The organism is Rhizobacter sp., from assembly GCF_032229685.1.
Lineage (GTDB): Bacteria > Pseudomonadota > Gammaproteobacteria > Burkholderiales > Burkholderiaceae_C > LMDS01.
The window spans coordinates 457,752-480,411 of the sequence record NZ_JAVTWP010000031.1; the positions used below are offsets into that span (position 1 = coordinate 457,752).

At 68.5% G+C, this 22,660-nt stretch carries 21 protein-coding genes; 16 read left to right on the forward strand and 5 right to left on the reverse strand.

Annotated features, from left to right (window positions below; genetic code table 11):
* Positions 1-3: 3 nt before the first annotated feature.
* Genes AC30PD_RS13865 through AC30PD_RS13875 form a run of 3 tightly spaced genes read right to left on the reverse strand, consistent with a single transcriptional unit; the run spans position 4 to position 2,841 of the window.
* Positions 4-1,677: an electron transfer flavoprotein-ubiquinone oxidoreductase gene (locus AC30PD_RS13865; protein WP_489536228.1), complete on the reverse strand. Its 1,674-nt coding sequence runs from the start codon at positions 1,675-1,677 to the stop codon at positions 4-6.
* Positions 1,678-1,708: 31 nt separating this feature from the next.
* Entirely contained in the window at positions 1,709-2,215 is a 507-nt protein-coding gene (locus AC30PD_RS13870) for a MaoC family dehydratase (protein ID WP_489536229.1), read from the reverse strand.
* Entirely contained in the window at positions 2,212-2,841 is a 630-nt protein-coding gene (locus AC30PD_RS13875) for a TetR/AcrR family transcriptional regulator (RefSeq protein ID WP_489536230.1), read from the reverse strand. The genes AC30PD_RS13870 and AC30PD_RS13875 overlap by 4 nt, the downstream gene beginning before the upstream one ends.
* A gap of 210 nt (positions 2,842-3,051) precedes the next feature.
* Here AC30PD_RS13875 and AC30PD_RS13880 point away from each other — a divergent pair, with 210 nt between their 5' ends.
* Genes AC30PD_RS13880 through AC30PD_RS13905 form a run of 6 tightly spaced genes read left to right on the forward strand, consistent with a single transcriptional unit; the run spans position 3,052 to position 10,910 of the window.
* Positions 3,052-4,218 (forward strand): acyl-CoA dehydrogenase family protein, encoded by a 1,167-nt coding sequence (locus tag AC30PD_RS13880; RefSeq protein WP_489536231.1) that lies wholly within the window; start codon positions 3,052-3,054, stop codon positions 4,216-4,218.
* On the forward strand, positions 4,215-5,000 hold the full coding sequence (locus AC30PD_RS13885) for an enoyl-CoA hydratase/isomerase family protein (protein ID WP_489536232.1): 786 nt from the start codon (positions 4,215-4,217) through the stop codon (positions 4,998-5,000). Before AC30PD_RS13880 ends, AC30PD_RS13885 begins: the two co-directional genes overlap by 4 nt.
* 19 nt (positions 5,001-5,019) lie before the next feature.
* Entirely contained in the window at positions 5,020-6,627 is a 1,608-nt protein-coding gene (locus AC30PD_RS13890; RefSeq protein WP_489536233.1) for a carboxyl transferase domain-containing protein, read from the forward strand.
* Position 6,628: 1 nt separating this feature from the next.
* The gene (locus AC30PD_RS13895; protein ID WP_489536234.1) at positions 6,629-8,641 is read left to right on the forward strand and encodes an acetyl/propionyl/methylcrotonyl-CoA carboxylase subunit alpha; all 2,013 of its coding nucleotides are present in this window, start codon (positions 6,629-6,631) and stop codon (positions 8,639-8,641) included.
* A gap of 24 nt (positions 8,642-8,665) precedes the next feature.
* Positions 8,666-9,619 carry a hydroxymethylglutaryl-CoA lyase gene (locus AC30PD_RS13900; RefSeq protein ID WP_448169762.1) on the forward strand — a complete coding sequence of 318 codons (954 nt, stop codon included), beginning with the start codon at positions 8,666-8,668 and terminating at the stop codon, positions 9,617-9,619.
* A gap of 31 nt (positions 9,620-9,650) precedes the next feature.
* A complete protein-coding gene (locus AC30PD_RS13905; RefSeq protein ID WP_489536235.1) occupies positions 9,651-10,910 on the forward strand; it encodes an MFS transporter in 1,260 nt (419 codons plus the stop codon).
* On the opposite strand, the gene AC30PD_RS13910 is transcribed toward AC30PD_RS13905, so the two are convergent.
* Positions 10,794-11,615, reverse strand: coding sequence for a cytochrome P450 (locus AC30PD_RS13910; RefSeq protein WP_489536236.1), 822 nt, complete (start codon positions 11,613-11,615; stop codon positions 10,794-10,796). The genes AC30PD_RS13905 and AC30PD_RS13910 overlap by 117 nt on opposite strands.
* 106 nt (positions 11,616-11,721) lie before the next feature.
* On the reverse strand, positions 11,722-12,186 hold the full coding sequence (locus AC30PD_RS13915; RefSeq protein ID WP_489536237.1) for a hypothetical protein: 465 nt from the start codon (positions 12,184-12,186) through the stop codon (positions 11,722-11,724).
* 191 nt (positions 12,187-12,377) lie between these two features.
* Here AC30PD_RS13915 and AC30PD_RS13920 point away from each other — a divergent pair, with 191 nt between their 5' ends.
* Genes AC30PD_RS13920 through AC30PD_RS13965 form a run of 10 tightly spaced genes read left to right on the forward strand, consistent with a single transcriptional unit; the run spans position 12,378 to position 22,660 of the window.
* Positions 12,378-13,973: a carboxyl transferase domain-containing protein gene (locus AC30PD_RS13920; RefSeq protein ID WP_489536238.1), complete on the forward strand. Its 1,596-nt coding sequence runs from the start codon at positions 12,378-12,380 to the stop codon at positions 13,971-13,973.
* Positions 13,974-13,983: 10 nt separating this feature from the next.
* Complete coding sequence (locus tag AC30PD_RS13925) at positions 13,984-14,781, forward strand: crotonase/enoyl-CoA hydratase family protein (RefSeq protein ID WP_489536239.1); 798 nt, start codon at positions 13,984-13,986, stop codon at positions 14,779-14,781.
* Between the two features lie 13 nt (positions 14,782-14,794).
* Positions 14,795-16,804: an acetyl/propionyl/methylcrotonyl-CoA carboxylase subunit alpha gene (locus tag AC30PD_RS13930; RefSeq protein WP_489536240.1), complete on the forward strand. Its 2,010-nt coding sequence runs from the start codon at positions 14,795-14,797 to the stop codon at positions 16,802-16,804.
* Positions 16,801-17,946, forward strand: coding sequence for an acyl-CoA dehydrogenase family protein (locus AC30PD_RS13935; protein WP_489536241.1), 1,146 nt, complete (start codon positions 16,801-16,803; stop codon positions 17,944-17,946). The genes AC30PD_RS13930 and AC30PD_RS13935 overlap by 4 nt, the downstream gene beginning before the upstream one ends.
* Before the next feature lie 35 nt (positions 17,947-17,981).
* Positions 17,982-18,473, forward strand: a complete 492-nt coding sequence (locus AC30PD_RS13940) for a PaaI family thioesterase (RefSeq protein WP_489536242.1) — start codon at positions 17,982-17,984, stop codon at positions 18,471-18,473.
* Complete coding sequence (locus AC30PD_RS13945) at positions 18,470-18,928, forward strand: PaaI family thioesterase (RefSeq protein WP_489536243.1); 459 nt, start codon at positions 18,470-18,472, stop codon at positions 18,926-18,928. Before AC30PD_RS13940 ends, AC30PD_RS13945 begins: the two co-directional genes overlap by 4 nt.
* Complete coding sequence (locus AC30PD_RS13950; protein WP_489536244.1) at positions 18,925-19,812, forward strand: SDR family oxidoreductase; 888 nt, start codon at positions 18,925-18,927, stop codon at positions 19,810-19,812. Before AC30PD_RS13945 ends, AC30PD_RS13950 begins: the two co-directional genes overlap by 4 nt.
* A 28-nt stretch (positions 19,813-19,840) precedes the next feature.
* A complete protein-coding gene (locus AC30PD_RS13955) occupies positions 19,841-20,329 on the forward strand; it encodes a MaoC family dehydratase (protein WP_448169751.1) in 489 nt (162 codons plus the stop codon).
* A 33-nt stretch (positions 20,330-20,362) separates the two neighbouring features.
* Positions 20,363-21,856: an aldehyde dehydrogenase gene (locus AC30PD_RS13960; RefSeq protein ID WP_489536245.1), complete on the forward strand. Its 1,494-nt coding sequence runs from the start codon at positions 20,363-20,365 to the stop codon at positions 21,854-21,856.
* Positions 21,857-21,871: 15 nt separating this feature from the next.
* Positions 21,872-22,660, forward strand: a complete 789-nt coding sequence (locus AC30PD_RS13965; protein ID WP_489536246.1) for an SDR family NAD(P)-dependent oxidoreductase — start codon at positions 21,872-21,874, stop codon at positions 22,658-22,660.

Here is a 22,660-nt window from a genome sequence, read left to right on the forward strand (position 1 = left end):
GGTTCACATTCCGGCGTAGTTGGGGCCGCCGCCGCCTTCGGGCGTGACCCAGACGATGTTCTGCGACGGGTCCTTGATGTCGCAGGTCTTGCAATGCACGCAGTTCTGCGCGTTGATCTGCAGCCGCTCGGTCTGGTCGTCGTCCTTCACGAACTCGTAGACGCCGGCGGGGCAGTAGCGACTTTCCGGGCCCGCGTACTTCGACAGGTTCAGCGCCACCGGCACCGCCGCATCCTTCAGCGTCAAGTGCGCAGGCTGGTTCTCTTCGTGGTTGGTGTTGCTGACGAAGACCGAAGACAGGCGGTCGAAGCTGAGCTTGCCGTCGGGCTTGGGGTAGGCGATGGGCGTGGACCGGTCGGCGGGCAGCAGGCTCTCGTGGTCGCGCTTGGTGCCGTGCAGGGTCCATGGCGGGCTGGCGATGCCGAGCCTGGGCAGCAGCCACTGCTCGATGCCGGTCATCAGGTTGCCGACCAGCTTGCCCTTCTTGAACCAGAGCTTGAAGTTGCGGGTCTGCTGCAGTTCCTCGTTCAGCCAGCTCTTCTCGAAAGCGGCGGGGTAGGCCAGCAGTTCGTCGCGCTGGCGTCCGGCGGCCAGGGCCGGCGCGATCGCCTCGGCGCACAGCATGCCGCTCTTGATTGCCGCGTGACTGCCCTTGATGCGCGCCGCGTTCAGGTAGCCGGCGTCGCAGCCGACCAGCGCGCCGCCCGGGAACACGGTCTTGGGCAGCGCCTGCGGCGTGCCATTGTTGATCGCACGCGCGCCATAGCCCAGGCGCTTGCCGCCTTCGATATGCGCACGGATCGCGGGGTGTGTCTTCCAGCGCTGCATCTCGTCGAACGGGCTCATGAACGGGTTCTGGTAGTCGAGCCCGACAACGAAGCCCAGCGTCACCTGGTTGCCGGCCAGGTGGTAGAGGAAGCCGCCGCCGAAGGTCTGATCGACCATGGGCCAACCGGCGGTGTGCACCACCAGCCCCGGTTTGGCGCGGGCGGGATCGACCTCCCACAACTCCTTGATGCCGATGGCAAAACTCTGCGGGTCCCTGCCTTGGTCAAGCCGGTAGCGCGCGATCAGCTGCTTGCCCAGGTGGCCGCGCGCGCCTTCGGCAAACACCGTGTACTTGCCGACCAGCTCCATGCCGAGCTGGAACGACCCGGTGGGCTCGCCGTCCTTGCCGACCCCCATGTTGCCGGACGCGACGCCGCGAACGCTGCCCTGTTCGTCGTACAGCACTTCGGCGGCGGCGAAGCCGGGGAAGATATCCACGCCCACCGCCTCGGCCTGCTGCGCCAGCCAGCGCACCACGTTGCCGAGCGAGATGACGTAGCAGCCGTCGTTGTGCAGGTTGCGCGGCACCAGCCAGTCGGGCGTGCGCGTGGTGCCGGTCTCGGACAGGAACAGCACGTCGTCGCCGGTCACCGGCTGCGTGAGCGGCGCACCCTGTGCCTTCCAGTCGGGAATGAGTTCGCCGAGCGCGCGTGGGTCCATCACCGCGCCCGACAGGATGTGCGCGCCCGGCTCGGAACCCTTCTCGATCACGACCACCGACAGCCCGGCATCGAGCTGCTTGAGCCGGATCGCCGTCGCCAGACCGGCCGGGCCGGCGCCGACGATCACGACGTCGTATTCCATGGCTTCGCGCGGGCCGAAGCGTTCGATCAGTTCCTGGGAGTTCACGTGGGCATGGCGCGCGCAGGCGCGGTGGATCTCAAATCGGCGTCTTCGGGACGGGCGGCGCGCGACTCGGCCCCATGCCGCGCTTGTAGACCATCAAGGTGCGATTGAAGGTGCACACCACCACGCCGTCCTGGTTGAAGCCTTCGGTGGCGACGGTGACCACACCCATGGTGGGGCGCGACCTGGATTCGCGCTTGTCGCGTACCGCCGAGCGCGAGTAGATCGTGTCGCCCTCGAACACCGGCTTGGGCAGGCGGACCTCGTCCCAGCCGAGGTTGGCGAACACGTTGTACGAGACATCGATGACCGACTGGCCTGTGACGAGCGCCAGGGTCAGGCATGAGTTGACCAGCGGGCGCGCGAATTCGGTGTGCGACGCGTAGTGTTCGTCGAAATGCACCGCCGCGACGTTCTGCGTCAGCAGCGTGAACCAGATGTTGTCTTGCTGCGTGAGCGTGCGCCCGAGCGGGTGACGGTACTCGTCGCCGACCTCGAAATCTTCGAAGAAACGCCCTTCCCAACCTGGTTTGACGCTCATGCCGCGCTGTTCTCGAAGGTGCCGTCGAAAACGATCGCGGTGACCTGCTTGACGAAGTCCGGGAACGAACCTTTCTGCGGGTTGTACCACTCGACCGTCCAGTTCAGGGCGCCAATCACGAACAGCCGGATCACTGCGGTGCTGGTGTCCCGGCGAAGCTCGCCGCCTTTCAGCGCGTCTTCCAGGAGTCGATCCCAATAGTCCGCATAGCTGCGGCGAATCTTGCGATGGCTGTTCTTGGCGGCGGTCGGAATCTGTCCGTAGATGCGGATGTTCGCCGAGGTGAAATCGCCGTGGTGAAGCAGGCCCCACAAGTGACCCTCGATCGCCGCCGCGACCCGTTGGCGTGCGGTCGCGCTCTCAGGCAGCGCATCGACCCGCTGGCGCACCGCATCGGCAACGACCTGAATGCCTTTGTCCAGCACCTCGCCGAGGATCTGTTCCTTGGACTCGAAGTGGTAGTAGATGCTGCCGGCCTTGATGCCCGACGCGTCGGCCACTTCGCGCAAGGTGGTGGCGGCATAGCCGTGATGGCGAAACAGCCGGGCGGCCTCGAGCAGGATGCGTTCGCGCGTAGCGGTGTCTGCTTCGACGGCAGCCGGTTTCTCGCGGGTCTTGGTGGACATGGTGTGGTTGTCAGTTAGGTTGAGCGGTCAAAAATGGTACAGCAGAGCCACTGTTTGGATTCGCCTGACAGTTTCTAACTAACGTATGTTTGATGCTATCATAGCGCTGCCTTGCCAACGCAGGCAAGCGTTACGTTGGCACTGGGGCGCGGCGGCGGATCGCCGAAGTGTCCCTGGCGCCCAATCCCAGGATCGACTAGGAGACCGGACATGCTGTTCAACGACGACCAGATCGCATTGCGCGACGTGGCGCGCCGCTTCGCGCGCGAGAAGCTCAAGCCGGGTTACCAGAAGCGCGAGGCCGAGCAGGGCTTCGATCGCGCGCTGATGAAGGAAATTGGCTCGCTGGGACTGATCGGCGTTGACCTGCCCGAAGAATACGGCGGCCTCGGCCTCAGCGGTGTCACCTCCGGGATGATCACCGAAGAAATGGCCTACGGCGATTTCAACGTCAGCTATATCCAGTTGCTCGGCTCACTGATGGGTGCGATCGTGCATGCCAACGCCAACCCCGAACTGGCGCGCCACTGGAACAGCCGGCTGGTGGCCGGCGAAGCGATCATCGGCCTGGGCCTGACCGAACCGCGTGGCGGCTCCGACGCCGCCAACCTCCAAGTCAAGGCGCGCCGCGACGGCAACGACTTCATCATCTCGGGCGAGAAGACCTCGATCAGTTTTTCCGACCAGTGCGACGCGATCGTGCTGTTCACCCGCACCGGCAAGCCCGATTCCGGGGCGCGCGGCATCACCGCCTTCCTGGTGCCGATGGACCTGCCCGGCATCCAGCGCACCCGCTTCAACGACGTCGGCAGCAAGATCATCGGCCGCGGCTCGGTGTTTTTCGACGACGTACGGGTGCCGGCCGAGAACATGATGGGCGCCGAGGGCAAGGGCTTCACGCAGGTCATGCAGGGGTTCGACTTCAGCCGCATCCTGATCGCGCTGCAGTGCATCGGCGCGGCCCAGGCGTCGATCGACGAGACTTGGGAGTACATGAAGGAACGCCAGGCGATGGGTGCGCCGATCGTGCAGTACCAGGGCGTGTCGTTCCCGATCGTCGAGTTCGAGACGCTGCTCGCGGCCTGCCGCCAGCTCTGCTACCACGGCTTGGCGCTGCGCGACAACGGCCAGCCGCACACGGCCGAGTCGGCGATGGTCAAGTGGATGGGCCCGAAGACATCGTTCGACGCCATCCACCAGTGCATCCTGACCTTCGGCCACTACGGCTGGTCGAAGGATCTGCCGCACCAGCAGCGCCTGCGCGACGTGATGGGCCTCGAGATCGGCGACGGCACCGCGCAGGTTATGAAACTCATCGTCGCGCGTGAGCGCGCCGGTCGCGTGGCGGTGCAGTACGCGGCAGAGAACAAGAAATGAGCGCCGCTTCGCCACTCGTCGTCGGCCGCGAAGGCGCCGTCGGCATCATCGAACTGGCGCGGCCGGACAAGTTCAACTGCCTGTCGCTCGCCGTGCATGCGGGCATCGAGGCGGCGATGAACGACTTCGAGAAGCCCGGCTCGGGCGTGCGCGCCGTGCTCGTGCGCGCCCAGGGCAAGCACTTCTGTACCGGCGCCGACCTCGACGAGGTCAAGGGCCTGCGCAGCGACCCGGCCAAGATCGACCACTTCATCCGTTACGGGCACAAGGTGCTGCAACGCCTGGAAGCCAGCCCGCTGCCCGTGGTGGCGGCCTGCCAGGGTCTGGCGCTGGCGGGCGGCAGCGAGCTGATGATGGCCTGCGACGTGATCTTCGCGTCGACCGACTTCCGCATCGGCGACCAGCATGCGCAGTATGGGCTGGTGCCCGGCTGGGGCGGCTCGCAGCGCTTCCCGCGCATCGTCGGGCTGCGCCGTGGCCTGGACATGTTCTTCAGCGCACGCTGGATCGACGCCCCCACGGCGCTGCAATGGGGCCTGGTCAACTACGTCGTCGAGCCCGACAAGCTCGGCGAAGCCGCGCTGGCATATTGCACGCAGCTCACCACGCGCAGCCGCGCCGGCCTGGCGGTCATGAAGCGCCTGGCGCGGCAAGGCATGGACAAGACGCTCGCCGATGGACTCACACTCGAGCAGGATGTGATGGCCACCGAGCTGATGAACGACGACGTGAGCGAGGGCCTGGCGGCGTTCGCGGCGCGGCGTCCGCCGGTGTTCAAGTGACCACGGTTCGGGCCCAAGGATGACGATACTTTCCTCCCGCGCATCAAGCGCCGACCCAGAGTTCCAGCTCAATCGCGCCGCCTACGAAGCATTGATCGCCCGGCTGCACGAGCGCCGCCGCAAGGCGCTCGCTGGCGGGCCGCCGAAGGCACGCGAGAAACACCTGGCGCGCAACAAGATCCTGCCGCGCGACCGCGTCGAGGTGCTGCTCGATCCGGGCTCGCCGTTCCTCGAGTTCGGCATGCTCGCCGGCGAGGGCCAGTACGACGGCGTGCCGCCGGGTGCGAGCATCATCACCGGCATCGGCCTGATCAACGGCCGCCCTTGCATGGTCATCGCCAACGACGCCACCGTGAAGGGCGGCACCTACTACGGCATGACGTGCAAGAAGCACGTGCGGGCGCAGCAGATCGCCTGGGCGCATCGGCTGCCGTGCATCACGCTGGTCGACAGCGGTGGCGCCTTCCTGCCCGACATGGCCAACATCTTTCCCGACGTCGGCCAGTTCGGCAGCATCTTCAACAACCAGGTGCGCATGTCGGCCGAGGGCATCCACCAGATCGCCGTGGTGCTGGGGCCCTGCACCGCGGGTGGTGCCTACATCCCGGCGCTGTGCGACGAGATCGTGATCGTCAAGGAACAGGGCTTCATGTACCTCGGCGGGCCCGAGCTGACCTTCGCCGCGACCGGCGAAACGGTCGATGCCGAATCGCTCGGCGGCGCACAGATGCACTGCAGCCTGAGCGGAGTCACCGACCACATCGCCCACGACGACCGCCACGCGCTGGCGCTCACGCGCGAGATCGTGCGTGAACTCGGCGAGCCGCCGAAGCCGCGCTGGACCAAGCAACCCAGCCTGCCACCGCGCTTCGACCCGCGCGAGATCCACGGCCTGATCAGCCGCGACCCCAAGATTCCGACCGACACGCGCGAGATCCTCGCCCGCTTCGTCGACGACAGCCGCTTCCAGGAATTCAAGCCGCTGTACGGCGACACGCTGCTGACCGGTTTCGCGCGCATCCACGGCCACGAGATCGGCATCCTCGCCAACCAGGGCGTGCTGTTCCCCGAAAGCGCGATGAAGGCGGCGCACTTCATCGACCTGTGCTGCCAGCGCGACATTCCATTGCTGTTCATGGCCGACGTCACCGGCTTCATGGTCGGGCGCGCCGCCGAACAGTCGGGCATCGCCAAGGCCGGCGCGAAGATGATCACCGCGATGGCGTCGGCCAACGTGCCCAAGTACACGATCATCATCGGCGCGTCGTACGGCGCAGGCTACCTCGCGATGTGCGGCCGGCCGTTCAACCCGACGGCGATGTTCGCGTGGCCGAACGCGCGCGCCGCGATCATGGGCCCCGACCAGGCGGCCACCGTGATGGCGCTGGTGCGGCGACAGATCAACAAGACCGAAGGCCGTGAGTGGACGCCCGAGGAAGAAGAAGCCTTCAAGGCGCCGGTGCGCAAGGTCTACGAAGACTTTCAGCCGGCCGACAACTTCTCGTCCAACCTGTGGGCCGACGGCATCATCGACCCGGTCGAGACGCGCGACGTGATGGGCCTGATGCTCGACCTCGCGTCGCGCACCGCGCCCAAGCCGACCCCGTTCGGCATCTTCCGCTTCTGACATGCAACGCATCCACAAAGTCCTGATTGCCAACCGCGGCGAGATCGCCTGCCGCATCGCGCGCACCTGCCGGCGCCTCGGTCTGAAGGTCGCGACCGTGCATTCGAGCGTCGACCGGCATGCGCGCCATGTGCGCGAGATCGGCGAGTCGGTCGAACTCGGCGGCGCGGCACCGTCCGACAGCTACCTGCGCATCGATGCCATCGTCGCGGCGGCGCAGCGCGTCGGCGCCGACGCGGTGCACCCCGGTTTCGGCTTCGTCTCCGAGAACCCGGACTTCGTGCGCGCGCTCGACGCCGCCGGGCTGATCTTCATCGGCCCCACGGCCGAGACGATGGAACGCCTGGGCGGCAAGGCGCAGGCCAAGCGCGAGGCCGCGCGCCTGGGCGTGCCGGTGATCGCGGGCAGCGAAGGCGGCATGAACGACGCCGCCGAGGTGATGAACGCGGTGCGCGGCATGCCACTGCCGGTGTTGCTGAAGGCCGTCGCCGGCGGCGGTGGCCGCGGGATGGCGGTGGTCGAGACGCTGGACGGCCTGGACGCACGCGTCGAAAGCGCGATGCGCGAGGCCGAGAAAGCCTTCGGCAACGGCGAGCTGATCGTCGAGCGCTACCTGCCGCGCGTGCGCCACATCGAGGTGCAGGTCGCGGGCGATGGCCAGGGTCATGCGATCCACCTGTTCGAGCGCGAATGCACGCTGCAGCGGCGGCACCAGAAGGTGATCGAGGAGGCGCCGAGCGCCGGCCTGCCGGCGGCGTTGCGCGAGCGCCTGCTGGCCGATGCGGTCAAGCTCGCCGGCGGGGTGAGCTATCGCGGGCTCGGCACGGTCGAGTTCGTCGTCACCGGAGACGACTACTTTTTCCTCGAGGTCAACCCGCGCCTGCAGGTCGAACACCCGGTCACCGAGGAAGTGACGGGGCTCGACCTGGTCGAACTGCAGCTGCGCATTGCCGACACCGGCCGCCTGCCGCTTGCGCAGGCCGACGTGCGCTGCGACGGTCATGCCTTCGAGGCGCGGCTCTGTGCCGAGGATGCCGAAGCCGGCTTCCTGCCGACGACCGGGCGGCTGGACCGCGTCGACTTCACGCGCGCCGCGGTGCGCATCGAGTCGGGCGTGGAAAGCGGCGACGAGATCTCGCCGTACTACGACTCGATGATTGCCAAGCTGGTGTCGCGCGGCCCGAACCGCGAGGCCGCGCGCCGCGCGCTGGCCGCGGGTTTGCGTGACAGCACGGTGATCGGCTTGACGACCAACCTGCAGTTCCTGCATGAGCTGCTGCACTGGCCGCAAACGATCGCCGCGAGCTTCCACACCCGCCTGATCGACGAGTCGTTCGCGGCCGATGGTGTGGCTGCGCGAGCGGCGCCTGTCGTGCCGGCCGAGCACGTGGCCGCGGCCGCGCTGCACTGGCTCGCCACGCAGCGCGCCGCGACCCCGGAGCTCGGCTGCTGGAGCCAGGCCCAGGGTTTCACCGGCTGGCGCCTGGCCAACGGTGCGTCCGCCGCGGCGCCGTTGCCGAACCTGGTGCTGAAGAGCGGCACGGCCGAATGGCCGGTGCGCTTCGGCGCGCCGCAGGCCGACGGCAGCATCGAGCTCGTGCTCGGCGATGCACCCGAGCGCGCATCGCTGGCCGTGTTGCCCAGCGGCCACCGGCTGCTGCACTTCGGCGGCCGCACCCTCGAACTCGCGCTCGTCGGAGATGCCCGCAGCATTGAGCTGTCGAGCCCGCTCGGGCGCAGCGTGTTCGACTGCACGCCGTACCTCGGCGGTGCGCTCGCCGATGAGGCTGCGGGCGGGCAGCTCGGCGCGCCGATGATGGGCAAGGTCGTGGCCGTCAAGGCCGCGGTCGGCGATGCGGTGAAGATCGGCCAGACGGTGATCGTGCTCGAGTCGATGAAAATGGAGCTGCACGTCACCGCCCCGTTCGACGGCAGCGTGGCGGCTCTGCGCTGCAAGGTCGGCGACATGGTCGAGCGCCACCAGGTGCTGGCCGAGGTGGCGCCAGTCGAATAATTCGCAATGCGAAGGAGCAACCCGATGACGTCATTCCCGAAACAGGTCGAATTCCACGAAGAAGGGCCGCGCGAGGGCTTCCAGATGGAGAAGGCGACCTACCCGCTGGCCGACCGCCTGGAACTCATCGACGCGCTCGCCGCAGCCGGCCTGAAGCAGGTGCAGTGCGCATCGTTCGTGAGCCCGCGCGCGGTGCCGCAAATGGCCGATTCGCCCGAACTGTTCGCCCGGCTGAAGAAGCGGCCGGGCACGCGCTACACCGCACTCTGGCTGAACGACAACGGCTTCGAGCGGGCCCGCGCCTGCGAGCAGGTCGATCTTGATGGCAAGATCGTGTTCTACGTGACCGAGCCGTTCTCGCAGCGCAACAACAACTGCAGCGTGGCCGAGAACCGCGAGCGGCAGCTCGGCTGGATCGACCGCTACATCGCGCTCGACATCCCGCTCGAGCAGGCCTATGTGGTCACGTCCTTCGGCTGCAACCTCGGCGGCCCGGTGCCCGTGTCGGCGATCACCGACATCGTGCGCTGGCTGGCCGAGGTGTGCGCCGACCGGCGCATCCCGTTCCCGGCCTTTTACCTGGCCGACACGATGGGCTGGGCCAACCCCGAAGAGATCAAGCGCCGCATCGGCGCGGTGCGCGAGATCGTGCCGCATGCGCGCATCGGGCTGCACCTGCATGACACGCGCGGGCTCGGCGGCGCCAACGTCTACGCCGCGTTGCAGATGGGCGTGGAGCTGTTCGACAGCTCGGTCGCCGGCCTGGGCGGCTGCCCTTTCGCCGAGCACAAGACCGGCTCGGCGGCCGGCAACGTCTGCACCGAGGACATGGCGTTCATGTGCGAGGAGCTCGGCATCCCGACCGGCATCGACCTGGAGAAGCTGGTCGAGGCCTCGCGTCTGGCGGAACGCATCATCGGCCGGCCGCTGAACGGCCACCTGATGCACAGCGGCACGCTGGCCGCGATGCGCGGGTGACCTTGCCCGCGCACGTGCCGCCGGCCACTGGATGACGGCGGCCGGCCCCAAAGACCCGCCCGGCTTGCAGACCGGCCGCGACGAAGACTGGGTCGGCCCGCTGCTGGCGATGCTGGCGGTGCAGACGGCCGTTTCTTTCCTGTCGCGCATTGCGCCGACGCTGGCGCCGACGCTCGCACCGCGCATCGGCTGGCCGGTCGAGAGCGTGGGTTACCTCTCGTCGATGATCACCGGCGGCTCGGTCGTCGCGCTGCTGCTGGGCATGCCGCTGCTGCGGCGCCTGGGTTCGATGCGCAACCTCCAGGTCGGCCTGGCGTTGGGCGTGCTCGGCGCGTTGCTGAGCGCGGTGCCGGAGTCCATTGCGCTCGTGGTTGGCAGCTTGCTGATCGGCTTGTCGATCGGGCCGCCGTCGTCGGCCGGCATGGACGTGCTGCAGCGCTTCGCGCCGCTGCGGCATCGCAACCTTCTGTTCTCGGTCAAGCAGGCCGGCGTGCCGCTGGGCGGCGTGATCGCCGGGCTGCTGATGCCCTGGGCGTCGCAGACGTTCGGCATCGGCGTGGCCGTGACCATCGCCGCCGCGTTGGGCGCGCTGACGCTCTTCGCGGTGCAGCCGTTGCGGGCCCGTGTCGACGCCGCGCGCGAGACCACGCTGCAGCTGAACTGGCGCATGTTCCTCTCGCCGAACAACCTGCGTCAGCCGATCGCGGTGCTGGTGGCGATGCCGGCCTTGCGCCGCATGGGCCTGGCGGGCGGCTGCCTGGGCGCGGGGCAGAGCGTGTGGTTCGCGTTCCTCGTCACCTACCTCGTGGTCGAGCTGCACTGGACGCTGACGGCCGCCGGTGCGCTGTTCGCGCTGATGCAGCTGGTCAGCGCGCTCGGCCGGCCGCTGGCCGGCTTCATCTCGGATCGGCTGGGCGACGGGCCGCGCGTGCTGCGCTGGGCGGTGATCGGGTCGGGTCTGACCACGCTCGCGCTGGCGTTCTGCACGCCGGCGTGGCCGACCTGGAGCGTGGTCGCGCTGGCGGTGCTGGCCGGTTTGACGGTGGCCAGCTGGAACGGCGTGCAGTTCGCCGAGGTCGCGCGCCTGGCACCGCCCGAAACGCTGAACGAGACCATGACCGGCGCCACCTTGCTGCTGCTGCTGGCCTATGTGGTGGGGCCGGCGATCTTCAGCCTAGTGGTCGCCGCCGGCGCGAGTTTCGGGGCTGCCTTTGGGGTAACCGCGCTGGTCACCTTCTCGGCCCTGTGGCCTCTGTCTCGCGTCAAGGGCGATACCGTGACGCGCACCTGAGGCGCGTTCGCGACGGCGCGGCTCAGCGCGCGACCTTGAGCGGCATGCATCGCACGCCGCGGAACACCATCGACTCCTGCCACTCGAGCTGCGCTTCTGGCACCGCCAGCTCGATGCGCCGCCAGCGCGCGAGCACGGCGGGCAGCGCGTCTGGCCCTCGAGCCGTGCGAGCGGAAAGCCCAGACAGATGTGCATGCCGAAGCCGAATGAAAGCTGCGGCACGCCGTCGCGCTGCAGATCGAGCCGGTCCGGGTCGGGGTAGGCCTCGGGGTTGCGGTTGGCCGCGCTCAGCATCACATAGACCCGGTCGCCGACCGCGAGCGTCTTGCCGCGCAGCTGCTGCTCGACCAGCACGGTGCGCGACTGCACGCCGCTCGGGCCGTCATAGCGCAGCAACTCCTCGACCGCGCTCGGGGCCAGGCCGGGGTCGGCGCGCAGCGCCGCCTGCTCGCCGGGGAAGGCGAGCAGCGCGAGCAGGCCGTTGGCGAGGTGGTTGGTGGTGGTCTCGTGACCCGCGAAGACGAGCAACATGCAGGTCGCGACCAGTTCGTCGTCGGTCAGGCGTTCGCCGGCGTCTTCGACATGCACCAGCTGCGACAGCAGGTCGGTGCCCGGCTCCGTCCGGCGCGCCTGGATGAGCTCGCGCAGGTAGGCTGCCATCTCCTGGGTCGCGCGCTCGGCGATCGCGTACTTCTGCGCCGACATGTGCGAGGCACCGACATGTGCGAGGCACCGACCAGCATCGCGATCTCGTCCGACAGGCGCTTGACCGTCAACAGCCGGTCGCGCGGGATTCCCAGCATCGCCATGATCACCAGCGCCGGCAGCGGGCCGGCAGCGGGCCGGCGAAGTCGGCGACGAAGTCGATGTGCTCACGCTCGCCGATCTCGGTCAGCAGCAGCTCGGTCAGCGCCGTCACGGTCGGGCGCATGGCCTGCATCGACTGCGCGGTGAGCACCTTGCTCGTCAAGCGCCGCAGGTGGGTGTGATGCGGCGGGTCGCGGAACACCATCCAGGTTGCGAGGGATTTCAGGATCTCGGCCACGCGCGCCGCCTCGGGGCCGGGCAGGGCCGCGAAGTGCGGACGCATGCGCACCACCGACACCTCGCGGTCGAGCAGCACTTTCTTCACGTCGTCGTAGCGGGTCAGCACCCAAGCGCGCAGCCGCGGGCTCCAGTGCACCGGGTCTTCCTCGCGCAGGCGGCGGTAGATTGGGTAAGGGTCGGCGAAGAACTCGCGCGTGTCGGGTCGGAAGTCGAGCGCGGGGTTGACCATGCGCCGATTCTGCGATCGTGTCCCGGGAAAACCAATCGAGCTAACTAACGTATGTTTGGTGGCAGAATATGGATGCTAGTGCGTCGAGCCGTGCGCCCGCACGCATCGACGCCCCCGTGGGTCGGAGGTGAAATGAAAAGTACCTGGCGTTTGCAAGCGGCTTCAACGGCCGGCTCGAAAGGACACGCCCCATGGCCGTGATGACCAGCCGCGCTGATCTGCGCTCGGGTGGCGCCGCCGCGGCCGCAACTCACAGCCAACAGCAACTCGAGTTGCTGCGCGAGCGGCTCGCGCGAGCGGCCACGGGCGGACGCGACGCGCACATCCAGCGCCACCGCGACCGCGGCAAGCTGCTGGTGCGCGAGCGCATCGACTTCGTGCTCGACGACGCGACCGCCTTCCTCGAGCTCTCGCCCCTGGCCGCGTGGGGCCAGTACGGCAACGAGGTGCCGGCGGCCGGCATCGTCACCGGCATCGGCATCGTCGCCGGACAGCCGTGCATGTTCATCGCCAACGACGCCACGGTGAAGGGCGGCTCGTTCTTCCACGAGACGGTCAAGAAGCACCGCCGCGCGCAGGAGATCGCCTGGAGGCTGCGTCTGCCGGTGCTCTACCTAGTGGACTGCGGCGGCGCCTTCCTGCCCGAGCAGGACCGCGTTTTCCCCGACCGCGACCACTTCGGCAACAACTTCTTCCAGCAATGCCGCATGTCGCAGGACGGCGTGCCGCAGATCTCGGCCGTGTTCGGCGGCTGCACCGCGGGCGGGGCCTACATCCCGGCGCTGTCGGACGAAGTGGTGATGGTGCGCGGCAACGCCCGCATCCACCTCGGCGGGCCGTCGATCGTGAAGATCGCGATCAACGAAACCGTGGACGGCGAGACCCTGGGAGGCGCGGAGATGCACACCCGCGTGTCCGGCGTCAACGACCACTTGGCCGAGAACGAGCCGCAGGCACTGGCGCGGCTGCGCGAGATCGTCGCCAGCCTGCCGCCGGCACCGCTGCCCGCGCCGCCGCTGACGCCGCGCCCGCCGCTGTACGACCCGGCCGAGCTCGACGCCATCGTCCCCGCCGACCCCAAGCAGCCCTACGACGCGCGCGAGATCATCGCCCGCCTGGTCGACGGCAGCGAGCTGCACGAGTTCAAGCCTGACTGGGGCACCACGCTGGTGACCGGCTTCGGCGCGATCCACGGCCAGCCGGTGGGCATCCTGGCCAACAACGGCGCGCTGCTGGCCGAAGCGGCGCTGAAGGGCACGCACTTCATCGAACTGGCCAACCAGCGCGGCGTGCCGCTGCTGTTCCTGCAGAACATCGCCGGCTTCATGGTCGGCACCGAGGCCGAGCGCGGCGGCATCGCCAAGCACAGCGCCAACATGGTCTACGCGGTGTCGAACGCGCGCGTGCCCAAGCTCACCCTGATCGTCGGCGGCTCCTACGGCGCCGGCAACTACGGCATGTGCGGGCGCGGCTTCGAGCCCGAGTTCCTGTTCGCCTGGCCGAGTGCCTCGGTGGCGACCATGAGCGCCGACATCGCCAGCAACGTGATGCTCGAGCTGGCCCGCTCCAACCTGCGCGGTCCGGCCGACGAGGCGCGCATGGCCGAGACCGAGCGCGCCGTGCGCGAGCAATACGGCCGCCAGTCCGACCCGTACTACGCCACCTCGCGGCTGTGGGACGACGGCCTGATCGCGCCCTCGCAGTCGCGCAGCGTGCTCGGGCTGGCGCTGGCGCTGGCCACGCGTCGCGTGCTGCCCAAGACCGCCACCCCCGTGTACCGCATGTGAGAGCCGCACCATGACCCCCCCGACCTTCCAGACCCTGCTGCTCGACATCGACGAGCGCGGCGTGGCCCGGCTCACGCTGAACCGGCCCGACACCCACAACGCGCTCAACGCGACGCTGATCGCCGAGCTGCGCGATGCCGCCGGTTGGCTGGCCAAGGCGAGCGGGGTGCGCGCCGTGGTGCTCACCGGCGCCGGCCAGACCTTCTGCGCCGGCGGCGACCTCGGCTGGATGCAGCAGAACATGAAGAAGACGCGCACCGAGCGGGTCGCCGACAGTGCCGAGCTGGCGACCATGTTCCGTGCACTCAACGAGTTGCCGATGCCGCTGATCGGGCGCATCAACGGCCCGGCCTATGGCGGCGGCGTGGGCATGATCTCGGTGTGCGATGTTTCGGTCGCGGTCGACAGCGGCGTGTACTGCCTGACCGAAGTGCGCCTGGGCCTGCTGCCGGCCAACATCGCACCGTATGTCGTGGCGCGCATGGGCGAGGCCAACGCGCGCCGCACTTTCCTGACCGCCAGGCGCATGAAGGCCGCAGAGGCGCAGCGGCTCGGCCTGATCTCCGAGGTCGTGCCCGACGACCAGCTCGACGCGGCGGTCGAGCGCGAGCTCGCCGACCTGCTGCAATGCGCCCCCGGCGCGGTGGCCGCGACGAAGAAGCTGATCGCCTACGTCGACCAGCACGATCTGTCCACCAGCATGATCTACACCGCCGACAAGCTCGCCGATGCCTGGGAAACCGAGGAGGGGCGTGAAGGCATCACGGCTTTCTTCGCCAAGCGGCAGCCTGCCTGGCGCGCGAAGTGACCCGCAGGGCAACATGTTCGACACCCTGCTGATTGCCAACCGCGGCGAGATCGCCTGCCGCATCGCCCGCACCGCGCGGCGCATGGGCTTGCACACCGTGGCCGTGTATTCCGATGCCGACCGCGAAGCGTTGCACGTGGCGAGCTGCGACACGGCGGTGCGCATCGGCCCGCCCGAGGCCGCGCGCAGCTACCTCGATGCGGGCGCCATCGTCGCCGCGGCGCGCGCCACCGGCGCGCAGGCGGTGCACCCGGGTTACGGCTTCCTGTCCGAGAGCCTGGCGCTGATCGAGGCCTGCGAGGCGGCCGGCATCGCCTTCGTCGGGCCGTCGCGCGATGCTATCCGGCGCATGGGCTCGAAGATCGAATCCAAGCGCATTGCGGTCGAGCACGGCGTGCCGGTCGTGCCCGGCTACCACGGTGACGACCAAGCGAGCGCGGTGCTGAGCGAAGCCGCCGCGCGAATCGGCTTTCCGGTGCTGATCAAAGCTTCGGCCGGCGGCGGCGGCAAGGGCATGCGGGTGGTGCGCGCCGCGGGCGAATTCGCCGCGGCGCTCGACACCGTGCGGCGCGAGGCGAAGGCCTCGTTCGGCGACGACCGCGTGCTGCTCGAACGCTATCTGGCCGAGCCGCGCCACCTCGAAGTGCAGTTGCTCGGCGACAAGCACGGCCACCTGGTGCATCTGTTCGAACGCGAGTGCTCGATCCAGCGCAACCACCAGAAGGTGATCGAAGAGGCGCCCGCGGCCCATCTGCAGGACGCGCAACGCGAAACGCTGTACCGGCATGCGCTGGCGGTCGGGCGCGCGATCGGCTACGACAGCACCGGCACGATCGAATTCATCCACGACGCGGGCAGCGGCGACACCTTCTTCCTGGAGATGAACACCCGGCTGCAGGTCGAGCACCCGGTCACCGAGGCCACGGTGGGCATCGACCTGGTCGAATGGCAGTTGCGCGTCGCGGCCGGCGAACCGCTCGCGTTCGAGCAGAAGGACCTTGGCCGGCGCGGCTGGGCGATCGAGGCGCGGGTCTGCGCCGAAGATCCGGGTGCCGGCTTCGCGCCCGAGATCGGCGCGATCGTCGGCTACGCCGAGCCCGGCGGCGAGGGCGTGCGCGTCGACAGCGGCGTGCGCGCCGGAAGCCGCGTCACGCCCTACTACGACTCGATGCTTGCCAAGGTGATCGCCTGCGCCGACACCCGCGAGCAGGCCGCGCGGCGTCTGGCCACCGCGCTCGACCAGTATCAGCTGTTGGGCGTGCGCTGCAACCTCGGCTTCCTGGCCGATCTGCTGCGGGCGCCAGCCTTCGGGCAGATGCTCAGCACCCACTACATCGAGCGCAGCTTCCCCGAAGGCTGGCGCCCGCGTGGCGACACGGCCCTGGCCCTGGCCACGGCTGCGTTGGGATGCGCGCTGGTCGCCCACGCGCCTGCCACGGCCTCGCCGTGGCAGGCACTGGGCGCCTGGCGCGTGACCGGCGATGCCGCGCCGGCGGGCGTGCGCGTGCTGCTCGAGGACCCGTCGCGCACGCTGCACGAGGCGCTGGTGCAGGCCCGCGGCAACACGTGGCAGGTGCAGGTGGCCGAGCGCAGCTTCAGCTTCGCAGGCCGGCTCGACGGCGAACGGCTGGATGTCGAACACGCCGGCCGCAGCGCGAGCCACCGCTTTCTGCGTGTACACGAAGCCGGCGCCGAGCGGGTGTGGCTGTGCGGCCCGCAAGGCACCCACACCTGGACCCGCGTGGACCGCATCCGCCACGCGCTCGCCGGTGGCGACGCGGCCGGGGCCGATGCCGGCAACAGCCTGCGTGCGCCGATGCCGGGGCTGGTGACGTCCGTGCCCGTCAGCGTCGGCGCGAGCGTGCGCGCCGGCGACACGCTGGTGATGCTGGAGGCGATGAAGATGCTGCACACGCTGGCGGCGCCGGCCGACGGGCGCGTGACCGAACTGCGTTGTCGCGAGGGTGATTCGGTGCGCGGCGGCGATGTGCTGGTGGTGATCGAACCCGAGGAGAAAGCATGAACGAGCCGATCTATTTCACTGAAGAGCACCGTCAGTTTCGCGACAATCTGCGCCGCTACATCGGCCAGAAAATCGTGCCGCGTGCCGCCCCCTGGGAAGAGGCCGGCATGGTGCCGCGCGAGGTGATGCGCCAGATGGGCGAGCTCGGTTACCTCGGCATCCGCTACCCCGAGACCTACGGCGGCTCGGGCCTGGACACCGTGTACAGCGCGATCCTGGCCGAAGAGCTCGGTCGCTCCACCTTCGGCGGCTACGCGGTCACGGTGACGGTGCACACCGACATGGCCTCGCCGCACCTGGCCAACTTCGGCTCGCCAGAGCAGCTGCAGCGTTACCTGCCGTCGCTGATCCGCGGCGAGAAGGTCTGCGCGGTGGCGGTGACCGAACCCGACGCCGGCTCCGACGTGGCCGGCATCCGCACCCGCGCGGTACGCGACGGCGACCACTGGGTCATCAACGGCAGCAAGATGTTCATCACCAACGGCGTGCACGGCGACCTGTACTTCGTCGGCGCCAAGACCGATCCCACCGCCAAGGGCTCGCGCGGCATCTCGATCTTCATTGTCGAAAAGGGCACGCCGGGGTTCCGCGTCGGGCGCTCGCTGAAGAAAAGCGGCTGGCTGTGCAGCGACACCGCCGAGCTGGTGTTCGAGAACTGCCGCATCCCGGCGGCGAACCTGCTGGGCGGCGAGAACAAGGGCTTCTACCAGATCATGCGCAACTTCCAGAACGAACGCATGGTGATCGGTGCACAGGCGATGGGCGAAGCGGCGCGGGCGATCGAGATGACGGTGGACTACGTGCGCGACCGCAAGGCCTTCGGCGCGACGCTGTGGGACAAGCAGGCGATCCGCCAGCGCCTGGCGATGCGCGCGGCGCAGGTCGAGGCCGGCCGCGCGCTCGTCTACCACGCCGCCTGGCTCGATGCGCAGGGCAAGGACTGCGTCAAGGAGGTCTCGATGGTCAAGGCCTTGTGCGGCGAACTCGTCAACAAGGTGCTGTACGACTGCCAGCAGTTCCACGGTGGCTTCGGCTACATGCACGAGACGACGATCGCCCGCATGGTTCGCGACGCGCGCGTCGAGGCCATCGGTGGCGGCGCCACCGAAGTCATGCTCGAGGAAGTGGCCAAGCGGATGTAGGGCGCGCGTCGCGCGCATGAATGGAAGGATTGTCGATGTCGAACGAAGATTCGGGCCGTGACAAGCGGATGCACATGTGGGAGAAGATCACCTCGATCTCGGCCTACAGCCGCGAGCTCGGCCTGCGGCTGCACAAGGTCGAGCCGGAGTGGTGCGTCATCAAGGTGCTGCCCGATGCGCGTCTGGTCGGCAATCCGGAGACGGGCGTCGTCCATGGCGGTGTCATCACCGCCCTGCTCGACAGCTGTTACGGGCTGGCGATCTTCGTGCGGCTGGACAAGCTGCGCCCGATGGCAACGCTCGATCTGCGGATCGACTATTTGAAAGCGGCCACCCCGGGGCGCGAGATCTTCGGTGGAGCGGTCTGCTACAAGCTGGGCCACGAACTGGCGTTTGTCCGGGGCTGCGCCTACCACGACACGCCGGACGATCCGATCGCCACCTCGTCGGCAATCTTCATGTTCACCGGGGGCCCAGTGATTGCGCTCGATGATGCGCTGTCGGCACTGCAGGCGAACCGGCCATGAACGTGAATGCCATCGTCACCGCAGCACGTGCGAGCCGGAACTGGACTCCGATCGTGGAACTCGTGCCCTACGCGTGCTTCCTCGGCATGCGCCTAGACATCAAGGGCGACCAGTTCACGGCCTGCATGCCGTTTGTCCCGAAGCTCATCGGCAATCCCGTGTTGCCTGCACTGCATGGCGGCGCGACCGGCGGCTTCCTCGAGTGCGCCGGCATGTTCTACCTGCTGTGGCACATGGACAGCACGGACCTGCCCAAGACGATCAACTTCACCTTCGAGTACCTGCGCTCCGGTCGACCCGAGGACGTCTACGCCAACGTCTTCATGGTCAAGCAGGGCCAGCGCGTCGCGCACCTGCGCATCGAGGCCTGGCAGTCCAGCCCCGACAAGCCCATCGCCGTCGGCCACGGCAACTTCATGCTCAAGCCGGCGCCATCCGCCGAAGGAAACCCATGACCACGACCGCCTATCGCTCCATCTACCGCGCCGGCCTGTTCGCCGGACAGACCGTCATCGTCACCGGCGGCGGCAGCGGCATCGGCCGCTGCACCGCGCATGAACTCGCCAGCCTGGGTGCCGCTTTGGCCTTGGTGGGCCGCAAGATCGAGAAGCTGCAGGATGTGCAGGCCGAGATCGAAGCTGCGGCGCCGGGCGCGAAAGTCAGCATCCATTCCTGCGACATCCGCGACGAGCCGGGTGTGAAGCAGATGATCACCGATGTGCTCGCTGCGCATGGCCGCATCGACGGGCTGGTCAACAACGCCGGCGGCCAGTACCCGCAGCCGGTGCGCGACATCACGCTCAAGGGTTGGGACGCGGTCGTGCGTAACAACCTGCATGGCGGCTTCCTGGTCTCGCGCGAGGCCTACACGCAGTGGATGGAAACCCATGGCGGCGCCATCGTCAACATCATCGCCGACATGTGGATGGGCATGCCGACGATGGCGCACAGCGGCGCGGCGCGTGCCGGCATGTTGTCGTTCACCGAAACCGCGGCCTGCGAGTGGGGGCAGGCGGGCGTGCGCGTCAATGCGGTGGCACCGGGCTTCGTGGCCAGCAGCGGTTTCGACACCTACGGCCCGGAGATGAAGGCCAAGTTCCGCAGTCTGATGAAGACCGCGCCGCTGCAACGTTACGGCACCGAGGCCGAGGTTTCTTCGGCCATCGTCTACCTGCTGTCCGAAGGCGCGGCTTACATCACCGGTTCCTTCATTCGCGTCGACGGCGGCGTGCCCAACGCGCGCCAGACCTGGAAGCTCGACGAGCACAGCCGTTCCGTGCCCTACGAGGGTTTCCCGCTCGCCAAGATGCCCGACTGCCTGAAGCCGGGCGCAGAGTAAAGAACCCTACTTTCAACAGGAGACCACGATGGCCATGGACCCACCCGCCGGCGCAAAGCCGGTGCCCTTCAAGACCCACAACCGCACGATCACCGAGACCGACATCGTCACCTTCGTCAACGTCGTCGGCCTGCACGAGCCCTTCTTCATCGACATGGAGTACATCAAGACCCACATGTCGGGTAAGCACCGCAACCGCTTCGCGCCCGGGCCGATGATCATCTCGGTCGGCATGGGCCTGCTGGCGCCGACCGTGGCCGGCATCATCGACAAGGTGCTCGAAGGGCGCGAGCATGGCCCGTTCGGCGGCATGACCGGCGTCGATGCGCGCGTCAAGGCCGCACTGTTCCCGGGCGACACCGTGCACGTCGAGGGCGAGGCCTGGCTGCGCCCGCCGAGCTCGCGCGGCTACACGCTGATGGACCTGCGCCACCGCGTCATCAACCAGCACGGCGAGGTGCTGGTCGAGTTCACCGAGACCATCACCTTCCTGCCCAAGGGCGCGGTCGAGCATTGACCGGCCGGCCATTCACCCCATGAGGACGCGGCCATGACACAGACCAGGGACTTCTGGACCCAGAAGGCAGCGACGCTGTCGATTCGCCACCAGGCCTTCATCGACGGCAAGTTCGTTGCGGCCGCGTCGGGTGCGAGCTTCGACTGCATCAGCCCGATCGACGGCCGCACGATTGTCAGCGTCGCGTCGTGCGATGCGCCCGACGTGGACCGCGCCGTCAAGGCGGCGCGTACCGCGTTCGAGGACGGACGCTGGTCGCGGCTGGCGCCGCGCGAACGCAAGCGGCTCATGCTCGCGCTCGCCGAGGTGATGCGCAAACACGCCGAGGAACTGGCGCTGCTCGAAACGCTCGACGTCGGCAAGCCGATCCGCGACGCGCACCTGATCGACATCCCGATGGCGATCGAGGCCATCGCCTGGTACGCCGAGGCGGCGGACAAGCTCTACGACCAGGTGGCGCCGACCGGTCACGACGTGGTCGCGATGGTGACACGCGAGCCGATGGGCGTGGTGGGCGTGGTGCTGCCGTGGAACTTTCCGCTGATGCTGGCGTGCTGGAAGATCGGCCCCGCGCTCGTGGCCGGCAACACCGTCGTGATCAAGCCGGCCGAACAATCGCCGCTGACCGCGATCCGCCTCGCCGAGCTCGCGCTCGAAGCCGGCATTCCGCCCGGCGTGATCAATGTCGTGCCCGGCTTCGGGCCGACGGCCGGCAAGGCGCTCGGCCTGCACCCTGACGTCGACGCGCTGACCTTCACCGGGTCGGGCGAGATCGGCAAGATGTTCATGGCCTACGCGGCGCAGTCGAACATGAAGCGCGTCAGCCTCGAATGCGGCGGCAAGTCGCCCAACATCATCTTCGCCGACGCCCCCGACATCGACACCGCCGCTCGCAACGCGGCGTTCGGCATCTTCTACAACCAGGGCGAGGTGTGCGCCGCCGGCTCGCGCCTGGTGGTGCAGGAGTCGATCAAGGACGAGGTGCTCGAGAAGGTGATCGGCTGGGCCCGCAAGATGCAGCCCGGCGACCCGCTCGATCCGAAGTCGCGCGCCGGCGCGATCGTCAGCCACGAGCAGACCGAGCGGATCTGCGGCTACATCGCCAAGGGCAGCCAGCAGGGTGCCAGACTCGCGCTCGGCGGCAAGCAGGTGCTGACGCAGACCGGGGGCTTCTACATCGAGCCGACCATCTTCGACGGCGTCGCCGGCGACATGACGATCGCACGCGAGGAGATCTTCGGCCCGGTGCTGGCCACGCTGACCTTCCGCGACCAGGACGACGCTGTGCGCATCGCCAACGACACGATCTACGGCTTGGGGTCGGCGATCTGGACCTCGAACATCAACACCGCCCACAAGATGGCGAAGTCGATCCGCGCCGGCTCGGTCTGGGTCAATTGCTACAACGGCGGCGACATCACGACACCGTTCGGCGGCTACCGGCAGTCGGGCTTCGGCCGCGACAAGTCGCTGCACGCGATCGACAAGTACACCGAGCTGAAGACGACCTGGATCCAGCTCGGCTGAGGGTGCGCTGACGCCATGACCGGCAGATTCGAGGCACGCACGGCGATCGTCACCGCGGCAGGCGCCGGCATCGGCGCCGCGACCGCGCTGCGCTTCGCGCGCGAAGGCGCGCGCGTCGTCGTCGCCGACCTCAGCGGCAAGCGGGCCGAGGAGACGGCGGCCGGCATCGTCGCGCAGGGTGGTGACGCGGTGTGGATCAAGATGGACGCCGCCGACCCGGACGCGGTGCAGGCGACCGTGCAACTCGCGCTCGACCGCTACGGCCGCATCGACGTGCTCGTCAACAACGCCGGCTTCGGCGAGCCGGCGCTGCTGGCCGACTATTCGCTCGACACCTGGAACCGGATCCTGGCCGTGACCCTGACGAGCGTGTTCCTGGGCCTCAAGTACTGCCTGCCGGTCATGCGGCGCCAGGGCAAAGGCGCGGTAGTCAACACCGCGTCGATTTCCGGCACGGCGGGCGACTACGGCATGTCGGCCTACAACGCCGCCAAGGCCGGTGTCATCAACCTCACGCGGTCGGCGGCGCTCGAGTGCGCGCAAGACGGCATCCGCGTCAACTGCGTCTGCCCGGGTGGCATCGACACCCGCGTGACGCAGGTGCTGGCCGGCGCGCGCGCCGACGAGGTGCGCCGTGCGATGGCGGCCGTGCATCCGCTGGGCCGCATGGGCGAGGCCGACGAGATCGCCAGCACCGTCCTGTTCCTCGCCTCGGAAGAGGCTTCATTCATCACCGGCGCCGCGCTGGTGGCCGACGGCGGCCTGACGGCGCAGACCGGTCTGCCGCCGTTCGTGGCGCGCTGA